The organism is Taklimakanibacter deserti (assembly GCA_003574785.1).
In genome coordinates this window covers 147,971-163,138 of record QORU01000013.1, presented here as the reverse complement: position 1 = coordinate 163,138, position 15,168 = coordinate 147,971, and the positions used below count along the sequence as shown (strand labels likewise).

The 15,168-nt window shown below is 63.4% G+C and carries 16 protein-coding genes; 9 read left to right on the top strand and 7 right to left on the bottom strand.

Features of this window, described 5'->3' with window-relative positions; genetic code table 11:
* Nucleotides 1–3: 3 nt before the first annotated feature.
* The 9 genes from DS839_RS26070 (at nt 4) to DS839_RS26030 (ending at nt 8,660) form a co-directional block, all read left to right on the top strand.
* Entirely contained in the window at nt 4–825 is an 822-nt protein-coding gene (locus tag DS839_RS26070) for a hypothetical protein (protein ID WP_119273414.1), read from the top strand.
* Between the two features lie 70 nt (nt 826–895).
* Nucleotides 896–1,945, top strand: a complete 1,050-nt coding sequence (locus tag DS839_RS26065) for a LacI family DNA-binding transcriptional regulator (protein WP_119273413.1) — start codon at nt 896–898, stop codon at nt 1,943–1,945.
* A gap of 43 nt (nt 1,946–1,988) precedes the next feature.
* A complete protein-coding gene (locus tag DS839_RS26060) occupies nt 1,989–2,936 on the top strand; it encodes an ABC transporter substrate-binding protein (RefSeq protein WP_368911929.1) in 948 nt (315 codons plus the stop codon).
* Nucleotides 2,933–3,715 (top strand): ATP-binding cassette domain-containing protein, encoded by a 783-nt coding sequence (locus tag DS839_RS26055; RefSeq protein WP_119273412.1) that lies wholly within the window; start codon nt 2,933–2,935, stop codon nt 3,713–3,715. Before DS839_RS26060 ends, DS839_RS26055 begins: the two co-directional genes overlap by 4 nt.
* Complete coding sequence (locus DS839_RS26050; RefSeq protein ID WP_119273411.1) at nt 3,712–4,713, top strand: ABC transporter permease; 1,002 nt, start codon at nt 3,712–3,714, stop codon at nt 4,711–4,713. Before DS839_RS26055 ends, DS839_RS26050 begins: the two co-directional genes overlap by 4 nt.
* Nucleotides 4,713–5,774, top strand: a complete 1,062-nt coding sequence (locus tag DS839_RS26045) for a phosphotriesterase family protein (RefSeq protein WP_119273410.1) — start codon at nt 4,713–4,715, stop codon at nt 5,772–5,774. Before DS839_RS26050 ends, DS839_RS26045 begins: the two co-directional genes overlap by 1 nt.
* A gap of 18 nt (nt 5,775–5,792) precedes the next feature.
* Nucleotides 5,793–6,557, top strand: coding sequence for a glutamine amidotransferase (locus tag DS839_RS26040; protein WP_119273409.1), 765 nt, complete (start codon nt 5,793–5,795; stop codon nt 6,555–6,557).
* A gap of 6 nt (nt 6,558–6,563) precedes the next feature.
* A complete protein-coding gene (locus DS839_RS26035) occupies nt 6,564–7,433 on the top strand; it encodes a PfkB family carbohydrate kinase (RefSeq protein WP_119273408.1) in 870 nt (289 codons plus the stop codon).
* Nucleotides 7,434–7,442: 9 nt separating this feature from the next.
* Nucleotides 7,443–8,660, top strand: a complete 1,218-nt coding sequence (locus tag DS839_RS26030; RefSeq protein WP_119273407.1) for a DUF1688 family protein — start codon at nt 7,443–7,445, stop codon at nt 8,658–8,660.
* Here the strand turns inward: DS839_RS26030 and DS839_RS26025 are convergent.
* From DS839_RS26025 to DS839_RS25995, 7 genes are all read right to left on the bottom strand, one after another.
* Complete coding sequence (locus DS839_RS26025; protein WP_119273406.1) at nt 8,657–9,775, bottom strand: ABC transporter ATP-binding protein; 1,119 nt, start codon at nt 9,773–9,775, stop codon at nt 8,657–8,659. The two genes, DS839_RS26030 and DS839_RS26025, sit on opposite strands and share 4 nt — an antisense overlap.
* Nucleotides 9,776–9,794: 19 nt before the next feature.
* Nucleotides 9,795–10,634: an ABC transporter permease gene (locus tag DS839_RS26020; protein WP_119273405.1), complete on the bottom strand. Its 840-nt coding sequence runs from the start codon at nt 10,632–10,634 to the stop codon at nt 9,795–9,797.
* 11 nt (nt 10,635–10,645) lie between these two features.
* The gene (locus DS839_RS26015; RefSeq protein WP_119273484.1) at nt 10,646–11,503 is read right to left on the bottom strand and encodes an ABC transporter permease; all 858 of its coding nucleotides are present in this window, start codon (nt 11,501–11,503) and stop codon (nt 10,646–10,648) included.
* A 68-nt stretch (nt 11,504–11,571) separates the two neighbouring features.
* The gene (locus tag DS839_RS26010) at nt 11,572–12,870 is read right to left on the bottom strand and encodes an ABC transporter substrate-binding protein (RefSeq protein ID WP_119273404.1); all 1,299 of its coding nucleotides are present in this window, start codon (nt 12,868–12,870) and stop codon (nt 11,572–11,574) included.
* Between the two features lie 126 nt (nt 12,871–12,996).
* Entirely contained in the window at nt 12,997–13,926 is a 930-nt protein-coding gene (locus DS839_RS26005; protein WP_162918798.1) for a CobW family GTP-binding protein, read from the bottom strand.
* A 5-nt stretch (nt 13,927–13,931) separates the two neighbouring features.
* Nucleotides 13,932–14,207 (bottom strand): hypothetical protein, encoded by a 276-nt coding sequence (locus DS839_RS26000; RefSeq protein ID WP_119273402.1) that lies wholly within the window; start codon nt 14,205–14,207, stop codon nt 13,932–13,934.
* Between the two features lie 7 nt (nt 14,208–14,214).
* The gene (locus DS839_RS25995; RefSeq protein ID WP_119273401.1) at nt 14,215–15,120 is read right to left on the bottom strand and encodes a polysaccharide deacetylase family protein; all 906 of its coding nucleotides are present in this window, start codon (nt 15,118–15,120) and stop codon (nt 14,215–14,217) included.
* Between the last annotated feature and the right edge of the window lie 48 nt (nt 15,121–15,168).

Here is a 15,168-nt window from a genome sequence, read left to right as displayed (position 1 = left end):
GCCATGACTCTCTCGATGACGGCTTCCACGCGAATCCCGCAATTGCTGCGCCAGGCGCCGAGCGGTTCGCCCCTGCTCTGGCGGAGCGCGCTCGTCTTCCTCGCCTTCTTCGTCATCCTCTATGCCGGCACCTTCATCGACAGCCGCCTCTTCAATGGGGTCAGCGTGTGGGAGAAGCCGGCCAAGTTCTTCCTGTCGCTCAGCCTGCATATGGCGACGCTCGCCTGGGGCCTGACGCTGCTCCCGGTGAATGATCGGCATAGGCCTGCGATCCGCCTGGCAAGCATCCTCTTCCTCGCGGCGGCCATCGGCGAAGTGATCTACATCACCTTTCGGGCGTCACGTGGCGAGGCTTCGCATTTCAACGAGGCGACGACGATCACCCGACTGCTCTATGCAGCAATGGGCCTGGGCGCCGTGGCCCTTTCGGTCGTGACCGGCTTCATCGGCTGGCGCATCCTGAGGCGGGCGCCTTCATCACCGCTCGCTTTCGCCACGGGCCTGGGCTTCATCCTCGCCGGTGGCATGGCCATCCTGTTCGGCGGGTATATGAGCGGACAAGGCTCACACTGGGTCGGCGGGGATCTGAGCGATGCGACGGGTCTTCCTTTCTTCCACTGGTCGACCACCGGCGGCGATCTCAGGGTTCCGCATTTCTTCGGGCTCCATATCATGCAGGCCCTGCCGGTCCTGGGATTCCTGGTCCGTGATCTTTCGCCGCCACAGGCAAAGAGCCTCACCGGGCTTGGCGCCGTCATCTGGGTCGGGCTGACATTCCTTACCTTTTTCCAGGCGATCTCCGGCCTGCCGTTCATCCCCTCCTAACTCGCCACTTGACGGCCGGCTGGTTTTGTAACACGCTTTACTAAAGCGCTTTACAAACCAGTGGAGGGGTATGACCAGGAAAGCCACGATCGGCGACGTCGCGAAGCGGGCGAAAGTCTCGCCGACCGCCGTATCGCGCTGGCTCAATGGCGGGCTCGAATTGCCGGAGGCGACGGGAGCGCGCATCCGCGCCGCGGTGACGGCCCTCGACTATCAGCCCCATGCCCAGGCGCGCCGCCTGTCGAAGGGCAAGGCCGAGGCGATCGGCATCGTCGTGCCCGACATCTCCAACGCCTTCTTCGCCCTCCTCGCGGGCGAAGCCGAACGTGTCGCCGTGGCATCGGGCCATGATGTGGTGATCTGGTCGTCGCGCAACCGCATCGAGCGCGAGCTCGCCTGTTTCGACCGCCTGCGCGGCGGCTATATCGACGGTCTCCTGCTCATCACCAATCACGAAGATGACGGCCGCCTCGCCGAGCGGATCAAATCCATGCCGGGCCGGGTGGTCATCATCGATGAGGATGTGGTGGGCGGCGTTGCGCCGCGCTTCTTCGTCGAGAACGAGCTCGGAGGCTTTACCGCCACCCGCCATCTGATCGAGCATGGGCATCGCCGCATCGCCCATATTGGCGGACCGAAAGGCGTCATGAGCGCCATCGAGCGCGCAGAGGGTTGGCGCCGCGCCCTCGCCGAGGCCGGCATCACGCCCGACGCCCAATGGCATGTGCGCACCGAATATGAAGTGGAGCCCGCGACCCGCGACGCTGCCCAGCTCTTCGCCCTCGATCCGCTGCCCACCGCGATCTTCGCCGGCAGCGATGCGGTGGCGCTGGGCGTCATGACACAAGCGCGCCGGCGCAGCATCGCCATCCCCAAAGATATCTCGCTTGTCGGCTTCGACGGCATGCCGATCAACGATTTGCTCGGCCCGCCGCTCACCAGCATCGCGCAACCGATCGACGATCTGGGGCGGCTCGGCGCCGAAAAGCTCCTCGCTTTGATCCAGGGTGAGCCCTTTGACGCCACGCGAACACGATTGCCGGTGGAACTGGTCCGGCGCGCCTCGGTTGCCGCCCCAAGGGATGATAAGTTTCGGGCTAAGCCCGCAAAAGATCGATGAGCAAGGGCCGTTGCCTTTGCATCGAGCACAGGGAGAGTGAAAGATGCTGAATATAACACGCAGGAAAATGATGCTGTCGGCAGCCGGCGCGGCTCTGGCGCTGTCTGTCGGCACAAGCCACGCCCAGGACAAGCCGACCATCGCGCTGGTGCAGATCAACCAGCAGGCCTTGTTCTTCACCCAGATGAACGACGGCGCCCAGAAGGCCGCCGATGCCGCCGGCGTCAAGCTCGTCATCTTCAACGCCAATAACGATCCCGCCGCGCAGAACAATGCGATCGAGACCTATATCCAGGAGAAGGTCGCAGGGCTCGTCGTCGTCGCCATCGACACCAACGGCATCATGCCGGCGGTCAATGCGGCGGCCGCGGCCGGCATCCCGGTCACCGCCGTCGATGCCGTCCTCCCTGCCGGTCCGCAAAAGGCGCAAGTCGGCGTCGACAATGAAGGGGCCGGCAAGGCCATGGGCGAGTTCTTCAATAAATATGTGACCGAAAATATGGGCGGCAAGGCCAAGCTCGGCATTGTCGGCGCGCTCAACTCGACCATCCAGAACATCCGCCAGAAGGGTTTTGAGGACGTGGTGAAGACCAATTCCGGCGTCACTACCGCCGGCGTCGTCGATGGCCGCAATGTGCAGGATTCGGCCCTTGCCGCGGCCGAGAGCCTGATCACCGCCAATCCCGACCTCAATGCCATCTATGCCACGGGCGAGCCGGCGCTCCTCGGTGCGGTCGCCGCGGTCGAGAGCCAGGGCAAGCAGGGCGACATCAAGGTCTTCGGCTGGGATCTGACCGCCCAGGCGATCAAGGGTATCGATGCGGGCTACGTCGTCGGCGTGGTGCAGCAGGATCCGGCTGGCATGGGCGCCGCCGCGGTCGATGCCTTGGTCAAGATCACCAAGGGTGAGAGCGTGCCGGCGACGATCCCGGTGCCGATCACCATCGTGACCAAGGACAATGTCGAGCCCTATCGCTCCGTCTTCAAATGACCGGCAGGGCATCAGCAGGGGCGGCTTCGGCCGCCCCACTTCCCCGCATCGCGCTTTCCGGCATCAAGAAGCGCTTCGGCAGCGTCGAGGCGATCAGGGGCGTCGATCTCGAGCTCTATGCCGGTGAGTGTGTCGGGCTCGTCGGCGACAATGCCGCCGGCAAGTCGACGCTGACCAAGATCATCTCCGGAACCTATATTCCCGATGAAGGCTCCATCGCCGTGAATGGCGCCGACGTGCGCTTCGCCACGCCCGCCGATGCGCGCAAGCATCATATCGAAATGGTCTATCAGGATCTGTCGCTCTGCGACACGATCGATGTCGCCGGCAATCTGTTCCTCGGCCGCGAGCCGATGAACGGCCCCTTCCTCGACCGCAAGGCAATGCGCCAGGGTGCGCGAGCGATGCTGGAGCGGCTCGAGATCAAGATCCCCAATCTCGATGCCCTCGTCGCGCAATTGTCCGGCGGCCAGCGGCAATCGATCGCCATCGCGCGCGCCGCGGCCTTCGATCCGCATGTCCTCATCATGGACGAGCCGACCTCGGCGCTCGCCGTCAAGGAAGTCGAGGCCGTGCTCGCGCTCATCAATCGCGTCAAGGCCAAGGGCGTCAGCGTGGTGCTCATCACCCACCGCCTGCAGGACCTGTTCAATGTCTGCGACCGGATCGTCGTCATGTATGAAGGGCTGAAAGTGGCCGAACGCAATATCGCGGAAACCGATCTCACCGACCTCGTCAGCCTGATCGTCGGCAAAGGCCATAAGGGAAGCAAAGCATGAATGCCTATTCCTCCCGGCCGCAAGGCTCGCGCTCGGCCGACCTGCTCGGCAGCCATGCGCAGCTTCTCTCCATTGCCGGCTTCTTCCTCATCATGGTCGTGATCTTTTCCATCGCGAGCCCGGTCTTCCTCTCGACCGGCAATATCCTGAACCTGGTGCGCCAGACCGCTCCCATCCTCATCGTCGCCGTCGCCATGACCTTCGTGATCACGACGGGCGGCATCGATCTCTCGGTCGGCTCGGTGGTGGCGCTGGTCAATGCGTCGGCCGCTCTCCTCCTGCAAGCGGGGATGCCCTGGCCTTTGGCGGTCATCGGCCTCCTCCTGCTCGGCGCCTTGATCGGCGCCACGCAAGGCTGGTTCATCGCCTATCAGGGCATCCAGGCCTTCATCGTCACGCTGGCGGGTCTTTCCGCCTTGCGCGGCATCGCACTCCTGATGACCGAGGGCTTCTCCATCCCGATCTCGACCGATCTCGGTTTCGTCACGATCGGCCGCGGCTGGTTCCTCGGCGTGCCGGCGCCGGCCTGGATCGCGGTCATCGTCGCCGTCCTCGGCCTCATCGCTTTCCAGGCTACCCGCTTCGGCCGCTATGTCACCGCCATCGGCGCCAATCAGGAAGCGGCGCGGCGCTCAGGGATAGCCACCAGGCGCATCATCCTCTGGGCCTATGTGCTGACCGGCATCGCTTCCGCCGTCGCCGGCATCGTCATCGCCGCCCGGCTCGGCTCCGGCAGCTCCAATGCCGCGGTCGGCTTCGAGCTCGATGTCATCGCGGCGGTGGTGCTCGGCGGCACCTCGCTCATGGGCGGGCGCGGCTCCATTCTCGGCACCGTGCTCGGCGCCCTCACCATCGGCGTCATCGGCAACGGCCTCATCCTGTCGCATGTCTCGCCCTTCTTCACCCAGATCGTGACCGGCGCCATCATCCTGCTCGCCGTCTGGCTCAATGCGCAGGTCTTCTCGCGTCTCGCCGGCGCGGTCCGGAGAACAAACTGATGACGGAACTCTCGCAAGCCCATATCCGCTCCGGCCTGGTGATGACGGTGGACGGTCCTGTTTCCGCGCAGGATATGGGCGTCACCCTCATGCATGAGCACATCCTCAATGACTGCCGCTGCTGGTGGAATCCGCCGCAGGAGCCGGAGCGCGCGCATCTCGGCTCCGACAAGGTCCATGCCGGCATATTGGGCGAGCTCCGGATGGATCCCTTCGTCAATCTCGATAATTGCGGGCTCGACGAGCCCGAGCTTGCCATTGCCGAGCTCATGGCCTTCGGACAAGCGGGCGGGCGCACCGTGGTCGATCCGACCTGCCGCGGCATTGGCCGCAATCCGAAACGCTTGCGCGAGATCTCGGCCGCGACTGGGCTCCAGATCGTCATGGGCTCGGGCTATTATCTGCAGAAGTCACATCCGCCGGCGCTCAAATCGATGAGCAAGACAGATGTCGCCGATGAGATCGTGCGCGAGGCGCTGGAAGGAACCGAGGGAACGGACGCGAGGATCGGCCTCATCGGCGAGATCGGCGTGTCGAGCGACTTCACGGCCGATGAGGAAAGATCGCTGCGCGGCGCGGCACAGGCGCAAGCGCGCACGCAACTGCCGATCATGGTGCATCTGCCGGCCTGGTTCAGGCATGGCGGGCGCGTGCTCGACATCATCGCGGAGGAAGGCGGCGATCTCGCCCACACCGTTCTTTGCCATATGAATCCGTCGGGCGAGGATGTCGCTTATCAAACGTCATGCGCCAAGCGCGGCGCCTTCATCGAATATGACATGATCGGCATGGATTACTGGTATGCCGACCAGCAGGTGCAGTGTCCATCCGATGAGGACAATGCCCGCGCCATCAAGCGCCTGATCGATCGGGGCTTCCTCGACAAGATCCTCCTGTCTCAGGACGTCTTCATCAAGATGATGCTGACCCATTATGGCGGCTTCGGCTATGCCTATGTGGTGACCCACTTCGCAGAACGGCTCAAGCGGCACGGCGTCACCGACGGTGAGATCACCACCATGCTTATCGACAACCCACGGCGCGTCTTCAGCGCCCTTTGAAATCATCAGGAGGCCAAATTGACCAATAAGAATGTGCTGCTTGTCGGCGAAAGCTGGGTCAGCGCCGCGAACCACTATAAAGGCTGGGACACGTTTTCGAGCGTCACCTTCCATCTCGGCGCCGAGCCGCTGGTCAAGGCGCTCAAGAACAGCGAGTTCGATCTGACCTACATGCCGGCGCATGAGGCGGCGGAAGGATTGCCCTTCACGCTCGAAGGCCTCGCCAAATATGATGCCATCATCATCTCCGATGTCGGCGCCAACACCTTGCTCCTGCCGCCCGATGTCTGGCTCCATGGCAAGACGGTGCCGAACCGGCTGAAGCTGATCCGCGACTGGACCCAGCAAGGCGGCGGCCTGATGATGATCGGCGGCTATTTCTCCTTCCAGGGCATCGATGGTCGCGCCCGCTGGCGGCGCACGCCGGTCGAGGACGCGCTCCCCGTGGCCTGCCTTCCCTATGACGATCGCGTCGAGGCGCCGGAAGGCATCATCGCCGAAGTGCTAAAACCCGACCATCCGATCCTCACCGGACTTCCGGCACCGTGGCCGGCGCTGCTCGGCGTCAATGAAGTGACGGTCAAGAAAGGTGCCGAGGTGATCGCCCGCTTGCCGGAAGACCAGGGCGGACATCCTTTGCTGGTCGCCGGCGCGCATGGCAAGGGTCGCACGCTCGCCTGGACGTCCGATATCGGTCCGCACTGGCTGCCGACACAATTCGTCGAATGGCCAGGCTATGCGAGGCTTTGGCGCCAGGCGCTCGCCTGGCTCACCAGCAAATAGCCTGGCATGTCTCGCCCGAAGCTCGTGGTGGTCGGCAATGCCTGTCGCGATGTCACCTATCATCTCGACAGATTGCCCGAGCCCGGCGAGACGCTCATCGCGCGCGAGGTCGTCATCGATCTCGGCGGCAAGGGCCTCAACCAGGCCGTTGCCGCTGCGCGCGCCGGCGCCGGCGTGCATCTGATCGCCGCCCTTGGCGATGATGCGACGGCGGCCAGGATCAGGGCCGCGCTTCAGGAAGAAGGCATGGACGATCGCGGCCTCATCACGCAGGAAGGTGTCAGCGATGAGTCCCTCCTTCTGCTTGATCCGCAAGGCGAGAACCTCATCGTCAGCAATACGCAAAGGGCGCAGAGCCTGACGCCGTCGCAAGTGGAAGCCGCCGTGAAGGCTGTGCTCGACGGCGCCGATCTGCTTCTGCTCCAGGGCAATCTGGCGCAGGAGACGACATTTCACGCCATGAAGCTCGCGCGGATGGCGGGCGTGAAAGTCGCCGTCAATCCTTCGCCCTTCCAAGCCTGGCTCGGCGCCATGCCCCAACTCGATCTCATCATCGCCAATCAAGGCGAGGCCAATGCCTTGGGCGATATCCGCGCGGACATGGCGGTCGTCACCTTAGGAGCCAGAGGATGCCGTCTCCGCTTTGCCGGCCGCGACATCGATATCCCGGCGCCGAAGGTCCAGGCCATTGCAGCCGGCGGCGCCGGCGATGTGTTCGCCGGCACCTTCATCGCCGAATTTCTGTCGAGCCGTGATCCTGAGCGCGCAGGCCGTCTTGCCGTCGCCGCGGCGAGCGACAAGGCGACGCGGCATGGCTCCCTTTCCGCCTTCCCACGGCGAGCGGCGATCAATGCCCTGCGCCGCTTCCTTGTGTGAGACCTCGTCATGACCGATGCCTCCCCTCTCCTCTCTTCCGCCGCGGTCCGCGCTGCCGGACAGCGCATGCTGGCTGACGGGCTCGCGGGCCGGCTCGATCATTGGTCGGTCGATCCCGACCGCTTGGCCGACGTGGCGCGCTTCGTCGCCACGGTCACGCGTGCCGCCTATCCCACGCTCACCGTCCCGTTCCATTCGCGCTGGCGCCATTTCGAGGCGGGCGGGATCGCGCGCTGGCAGCAGGCGGCAACGCAGCGCCGGTGGGCGGACAAGGCGCAACGGACGCGCGCCGCTTTCGATCTGGCGATCGTTTCGGTGCTGCTCGATGCCGGAAGCGGCGGGCGCTGGCGGTTCACCGAGAGCCAGACCGGCATGAGCTTCGCCTCCTCAGAAGGGCTTGGCGTCGCGAGCTTCCATCTCATCGCCGGCGGAGCCTTGTCGAAGAATCCGGGCGATCCCTGGCGGGTCGATGCCGAGCGGCTGGTGAGTTTCACGACGGACGACCTCGTCAGGGCCTTCCAGGTCAGTGACGAAAACCCCTTGGCCGGGGTCGAGGGCCGGGTCGAATTGTTGCGGAGCCTCGGACGTGCCTGCCTTGCCGATCCCGTCTTTGCCCTGGAAGACGGTCCGCGTCCCGGAGGCCTCGCCGATCATCTCGCTTTATCCGGCAACAGGATCGAGGCTCCCGCGATTCTCCGTTCGCTTCTCGATCATCTGGGCTCGATCTGGCCGAGCCGTCTCAGGATCGGGGCTCAGCCCTTGGGCGATACCTGGCTCTATGAGCGCTGGCGGCGTGCCGATGATCCGCTCTCGGCCTATGTGCCCTTGCACAAGCTTTCGCAATGGCTGACCTATTCGCTGATCGAGCCCTTGATCGAGCGCGGCATCGATGTGACGGCGATCGACGGCCTGACCGGCCTTGCCGAGTATCGCAATGGCGGATTGTTCATCGATATGGACGTGCTCGGCCTGAAGGATGCGGCGCAAGCCGCCGCGACGCATCAGGTGGGCTCGCCCTTGATCGTCGAATGGCGGGCCTTGACGGTGGCCCTGCTCGATCGGCTGCTGCCTCTTGTCCGCAAGGAGCTCGGCGTCAGCGCGGAGCGCTTCCCCATCGCTTCCATGCTGGAAGGCGGAAGCTGGGCCGCGGGCCGGCGCATCGCGCGCGAGAAGCGGACGGACGGGTCGCCGCCGCTCAAGATCCTGAGCGACGGCACGACGTTCTAGTGCCCGGTCGGGTCGCCGGAGGAATTATTCTCGCCGACCAGATAATGGTTGCGCGCGATCGGCCAGACGGCCGAGACATGCTCGCCGACGCTGCGGGGCCTGGCGAAATAATCGCCGTCCGTCAGATAGACCAGGAACTCGTCCTTCTGGCAGGTCTTGAGCGCCACCTTCACGAAAGTGCCCTGATACTCGATGTTCCTGATCTCGCCCTTGATGGCATTGTCGTGTGCCGCTCTATCGTCGGCGAGCTTGGCGCCGTCGCGGCGGACCGAGAAGGCGACTTTCTGGCCCTTGGCGAGTGTGAGCGCGGCATCGAGCTTGTAGTGATTGTCGGCCTCGTCGGTGACCCGGAAGCCGTCATTCTCCTTCGCACCGACAGTGCCGAAAATCACATTCTGGCCGCCCATGAAGCGCGCCACATAGGGGCTGTGCGGCTCATCGTAGATCTCGCGCGGATGGCCCGATTGCTCGACCACGCCGTGATCCATGATGATCACCTGATCGGCGAGCGCGATGGCTTCGGGCTGGGTATGGGTGACATGGACGAAGGTGATGCCGAGCTCGGTCTGCAGCCGCTTGAGCTCGCTTCGCATGCGCAGGCGCAGGAACTCATCGAGCGCCGACAAGGGTTCATCGAGGAGGAGGACCTGTGGATTGGTGACAAGCGCCCGGGCCAGGGCGACGCGCTGCTGCTGCCCGCCCGAAAGCTGGGCCGGGACCCGGTCAGACAGGTGCGAGAGCTGCACGCGCTTCAGCATGTTCATCGCCTGCTCGCGGCGCTGAGCCGTCGCGAGGCCTGCGACCTTCAGGCTGAAGGCCACATTGTCGAGGACCGAAAGATGCGGAAACAAGGCATAATTCTGGAACATCAGCGCCGTGCCGCGGCTGCCGGTCGGCATGTTGGTCACATCCTCGCCGCCGATCAGGATGCGGCCCGCAGTCGGCGTCTCGTGGCCGGCGATCATCCGCAGCAAGGTGGTCTTGCCGCAGCCCGAGGGGCCCAGCATGCAGCAATAGGAGCCGGCGGCGATCAGCAGATCCACATCCTTCACCGCCCGCATGGTCCCGAAGGTCTTGCTGATTTTCTCGATTTTGATTTCGCCCTTGGCGCTCATGCGTTCGATCCGGATGCTGTCATGATGTTATGGCGGCGCGCTTGCCGCGGCGCTTCTGGATGATCGCGATCGCCCAGAAAGCGAGAGCGATCACGGCGAGGCTCAGCACCGTCGTGATCGTGCCGATGGCGTAGAGCGCCGGCGTCGTCACATTCGACGTCATATTGGCGACCTCGATCGGCAGTGAGTTGCGCGTGCCCAAGGTGAGAAGCGAGCGCGGGAATTCGTCATAGGACAGCGTGAAGCCGAAGAGCGCCACGGCGATGAGGCCGGGGAACAGGATCGGCACCGTGACATAGAGCAGGATCTGCGAAGGCGAGGCGCCGGCATCGCGCGCCGCCTCCTCCCATGAACCGTCGAAGCGGTTGAGGACGGCAAACATGATCAGGAGCCCGAAGGGCAAGGTCCAGGAGAGATGCGCCCCCAGCCCGGAGACGAACCAATGCAGCGGCCAGCCTAAGAGCTGGAACATCTGGCCGATGCCGAAGCTCAAGAGCAGCCCCGGAATGACGAGGCTGACGATCGACAGATAGAAAATAGGTCCCGATCCCCAGAAACGCTTGCGGAAGGCGAGCCCGGCAAAGAAACAGATGACCGCGGTCAGCGCCAGGGCGGCGACGGCCATGATCATCGAGCGGCGAAAGGCGCCGCCCAGATCGCCATAGCGCGTGCTGGTGAATAGGTCGCCGAACCAATGCGTCGAGGCCCCGCGCAGCGGGAAGGTCATGCCGCCCTGCGGTCCCTGGAAGGACAGGATGAAGATCGACAGCATGGGCCCATAAAGGAACAGGACGAACAGCGCGAAGAAGCCCGCCAGCAAATAGAAGGACGTCTTTTTCTTGGTGGAGGAGGACTGCATCTCGTGCCCTCCTAGCGCGCCAGCTCGGCGCGCACGTCGACGATCCTGAGGATCACCACGATCGGCACCAGCACCGCCACGATCAGGAAAACCGCCATGGCGGCGGCGTCGGGATAATAGAGCTGATCGATATTGTTCTTCATGGCGGAGGCGATATTGGCGCTCTGGCCGCCGCTCATCACGCGCACGACGAAGAAGTCGCCCATCACCAGGGTCACGACGAAGATCGAGCCCAACGCGATGCCGGTGCGGGTCAAGGGGATGATGATGTCTTTCAGGATCATGAAGGGCGAGGCGCCGGCATCGACCGCCGCCTCGATGACCGAGGGGCTGATCTTGGCCATCGAATTGAAGATCGGCACCATCATGAACAAGGTGAACAGATGCACATAGGTGAGGACCACCGCGAAATCCGAGAACAGCAGAAACTCCAAGGGCCGGTCGATGATGCCGAGCGCCATCAGGAAGCTGTTGAACAGGCCTTCCTTGCCGAGGAACGGCACCCAGGAAATCATGCGAATGACGTTCGAGGTCCAGAAGGGAATGGTGCAGAGCAGGAAGAGAGCGATCTGCCACTTCAGGTTCTTCACATGGAAGACGAGAAAATAGCTGCAGGTGAAGCCGATCACCAAGGTGAGCGCCCAGGTGATGGCGGCGAATTTGAGCGTGGCAAGCAACAGCTTCCAGGTGATCGCCGACGTCAGGACGGCCTTGTAATTGTCAAAGGAGAAAGCGGGGGTAAGGCTGATGCCGTCCGACAGCCAGAAGCTCAAGGTCACGAGCACGGCGAGCGGTATGGCGACGAACAGCGCCATGAGGATCGCCAGCGGCGCTACCTGAAGATAAGGAACCCAGTCTTTATTGATCATGGCGCCTATGAGGTGGACACGGAAATGAGAAAGGCCGGCAGCTTTCACCACCGGCCTTTGTCGAAGACTTATGACGCGATGAACTCGTTCCAGCGCTGGACGAGATACTTGTCCTCGTCCATGACCGTATTCCAGCAGGCGAAATTGCCGGTGCGCTCGGCATAGGAGCCGCCGTCGCGGACCGCCCCCGGCTTCTCCATGAGATTGCCGAAGGGATCCTTGATCTCGACCGTCGCCGGCTTGCCTTCGTACCAGTAATCCCATTCGGGCGGCGACAGCGCCGCCTTGGTGGTCTCGAGCACCATGTTGTAATAGCCCTGGCGCGCGATGAAGGCGCCCTGCCAGCCGGACAGGTACCAGTTGAGATATTCGTAGGCCGCGTCCCGCTTCAGATCGGTGAGATGCGACGCCAACGCCATGCCGACGCCCCAGCCGCGATAGCCTTCCTTCAACGGCTGATAGGTGCAGGCCACGCCGCGGGTACGAACCGCGGTCACCGCCGGCGACCACATGGACTGGAGCACCACCTCGCCCGCCGTCATGAAGTTCACCGATTCATCGAAGGTCGACCAGAAGGCGCGGAACTGGCCGTCTTTCTTGGCGGCCATGAGGATCTCGATCGTCTTGTCGATTTCCTCCTTGGTCATGTTGCCCTTGTCGCCATATTTGATGTCGCCCCTCGCCTCGATGGCCATGGCGGCATCCATGATGCCGATCTGCGGGATATTGAGGATCGAAGTCTTGCCCTTGAACTCAGGGTTCAAAAGCTCCTTCCAGCTCTCGATCTTGCGGCCGATGAGGTCGGGCCTCAAGCCCAGCGTATCGGCATTGTAGATCGTCGGCACGCAGGTCGAGAGCTCGGTGCGCTGGGGCGAGAAGCCCTTGGCATCGGCCGCTTCGACATAGGTCACTTCGAAAGGCATGGTGCCTTGCGTCGAGACCGGCTCGCCATTGGCATATTTGCCTTCCCGGAAGATCGGCTCGATCTTCTCCCAAAGCTTGATCTTCTTGACGTCGACGGCCTGCAGCTTGCCCGTCGGCCACATCTTCCGCATGCCCCAGAATTCGAGATCGGCGATGTCGACGGTCTCGGCCTGATTGACGATGCGGGTCATCAGGGCATCGGTCCAGGCATTCTGGATTTCGATCTTGAAGCCCAGATCCTTGGACGCCTGATTGGCGATGTCCTGGAAGACGGAATAGGCCGGCCCCACTTGCAGGATGGTGACATCCTTCAAATTCTGGGCCCAGATGGTCGGAAAGCCGGTAATGGCGCCGCTGCCTGCGGCGACGCCGCCTACTGCCGCGGCTCCTTTGAGAAAGGCACGTCTCGAGACACCTTTCGGCGCCTTGCGCAGTCTTGTCATCCTAACCTCCCAAATCGCTTAATTATTCTGCCCCGGCACTCGCCCGCACGGATCAGCGGCCAGTCTTGCGCATGGCAAACCTTTTTCGCGGGTTTTTCAAGCGCGATTTTGTTTAGGTCTAAACTTTCAGCCGCAAAAGGCCTTGAGCGACTGCTTCAGCCGCTTCGCATCGAAGCCACGGCCGATGAAAGCCAGCCGGTTGTCGAAGCGGAGGTCGGCCGCTGCTGTCTCGGGCAGGATTTCCGGCGGCAGGACCGACTTCTGAACACATTGCAGCAGCACGCGTCCGTTCGGTGTGCGAACAACGCCCTTGATGCGGAAGATCTCATCGCCCCTGGCATGAAGAAGGGCCGAAAGCCAGACCGAAAACACCTCCCAGCCCATCGCCGGGTCGATCTCGATGTCGGCGGCAACGATCGGCCCCGCGGCCGGGATTTCGCGCAAGGGGGGCAGCTCCTCGGCCGCGACATTGGCGTAATCGGGCAAGGCCACCTCCGCGCCCTTGACCGTGCCCATGATCCGCGCGCCGGGATTGACACTCTTCAGCGTCGCCGCGAGCCTACCCGCCGCCTCCCCTTCCAAAGCATCGAGCTTGGTGATCACCAGCACATCGGCGGTCTCGATCTGAGCCCGGATCAGCGCATCGCGCTTCAGCCGCTCGAGCGCGCTCAACGCATCGACCGTGACCACGACCTCGTCGACCAGGATGCGGTGAACCAGGAGCGGATCGGCGCGAATGGCCTCGACGATGGCGGCTGGCTCGGCGAGGCCGCTGGTCTCCAGCACGATGTCCTGCGGCTGGCTCTCATTGCAATGTTCGCGCAAGGTCCTGAGGAACGCACTACGCTCGGAACAGCAGACGCAGCCGCCCGAAATCGTCCTCACCTCTGCGAGATCGGCGAGCAAGGCATCATCCACTGGTGCTGCAGCCGCCTCGTTCACGATGACCGTCCGGTCGCGCAAGTGACCGCTGTGCAGCTGATGGCGCAGCCAGGTGGTCTTGCCGGAGCCGAGAAATCCCGAAAGGACCAGAAGGCGTATGCGATTCTGCGGCACCCCGCTCATGGGGCAAGCGGATCGATCGCCCGGCCCAGCAGCTTCTCGGCGGCAATCCACACCTCACGCAAGTCGCTCGCGATGATCACGCGCCCGGTGCGATCGGAAATTTGAATGCCGGGCGTCAGCCCGTCATCATGGGCGGTGAGGCCATGCCGGCGCAGAACGGCGTCGAGCTTGCGGGCGCGGATGAACCGCGCCCGCGCTCTTTGATGCGCATCGCCCGCACCCGCCTCGGACCAATGGCCCTGTGTCGTGGGAAAGCCGCAGGCGGAGCACATGGCAGGCCTAGATGACCGGCGGCCGCGCCTTGCCGCCGAACGGATAGCGCTTGCGGAAGTCGTCGCAGATATCCTCGAAGGCCCGCCACTCCACGCCGCTGTGCTTGCTGATATATTCGATCAGGCGCTCGAGCGCCAAGAGCACTTGCGGCCTGCCGCTGACATCGGGATGGATGGTGAAGGCGAAGACGGCATAGTCCATCTCGCGATAGACCCAGTCGAACTGGTCGCGCCACATCTCCTCGATGTCGCGCGGATTGACGAAGCCGTGGCTGTTGGGGGCCTTCTTCATGAACATCATCGGCGGCAGGTCGTCGACATACCAATTGGCGCCGATCTCGACGAGGTCGATCTCCTTGCCGTGCTTCAGCGGCTTCATCCATTCCTTGGCGGTCTTGGAATAGTCGATGGTGGTCCAGCTGTCGCCGACGCGGGCATAGAAGGGCTGGAAGTCGCGATAGCCCTGGCTGTGGTCATAGGTGAAGCCGTGCTTCTGCAGGAGGGCGGCGGTCGCGGCCGACATCTCCCACCAGGGCGCCACATAGCCGCGCGGTTTCTTGCCGCTCAGCTTCTTGATGAGATCGACGCTTTTGACGAGCACGTCTTCTTCCTGAGACGGCGTCATGGCGACCGGATTCTCATGCAGATAGCCATGCGCGCCGATCTCATGACCGTCCTTGACGATCTGCTCCATCTGCTTGGGGAAGGTTTCGATCGAATGGCCGGGGATGAAGAAGCTGGTCTTCAGGCCATATTTCTTGAACAGGCGCAACAGCCGCGGGACGCCGACCTCGCTCGCAAAGATGCCGCGCTGGATGTCCGAGGGCGAATCGGCCCCGCCGTAAGAACCGATCCAGCCCGCCACCGAATCGATGTCGGTGCCGAATGCGCACATGATTTCCTTCCTGGCCATCTCAATCTCCCGATCCCATTTTTGCGGGGCCATACGAGCACAGCCCCT